A 633-nucleotide genomic window follows, 5' to 3' on the forward strand; every position below is an offset into this window, starting at 1 on the left:
TGAGAGTGTCTTTATCGGTAGCAAGAATCCCGATGATGAAAGCAAAGAACGCAAGCACGATCCAGCATGCCACCACGCCGCCGGGCATGGGATAGGTGGTTTCCCGGTGCAGGTTGGGGCGCTTCGCGCGGTAACACAGGTAGCTGACGAGGATCATCGACCATACGAAGATCACAAGTACTGCCGCCATCGTGGTGACCAGCGTGAACGCCTCAATAATCGAGTCGCCAGCGTAGAGCAGGGCGATACTGGAGAGTAGCAGAATCGAGGTGAGGAACAGTGCGTTGCGGGGCACACCGCTCCCGGAAAGGTTACCGAGGAACTTCGGGGCGTAACCTTCCTGCGAAAGACCGTACACCATGCGCGAAGTCGAGAAGATACCCGAGTTCGCCGATGATGTTGCCGAGGTCAGCACCACAATGTTCACGATATGCGCCGCAATAGCAATACCGGCGAGGGTAAACATGGTCACGAAGGGGCTCTTGGCCGGATCAATTTCGCGCCAGGGGTTTACCATCAGAATGACGATCAGGGCGCCCACGTAGAAGATGAGAATACGAACCGGCACGGAGTTGATAGCCTTCGGCAGGGTCACCGTAGGGTTCTGGGTTTCGGCGGCGGTAGTACCTACCA

The 633-nt window shown here is 56.9% G+C and carries 1 protein-coding gene; it reads right to left on the bottom strand.

Going from position 1 to position 633, the window contains the following annotated elements:
- Positions 1 to 633: amino acid permease (locus tag HMPREF2554_RS02450; protein WP_141744360.1), on the bottom strand; the 633-nt coding region annotated here is incomplete at both ends.

The sequence above is a fragment of the Rothia sp. HMSC071F11 genome (assembly GCF_001809115.1).
Classification (GTDB): Bacteria; Actinomycetota; Actinomycetes; order Actinomycetales; family Micrococcaceae; genus Rothia; species Rothia dentocariosa.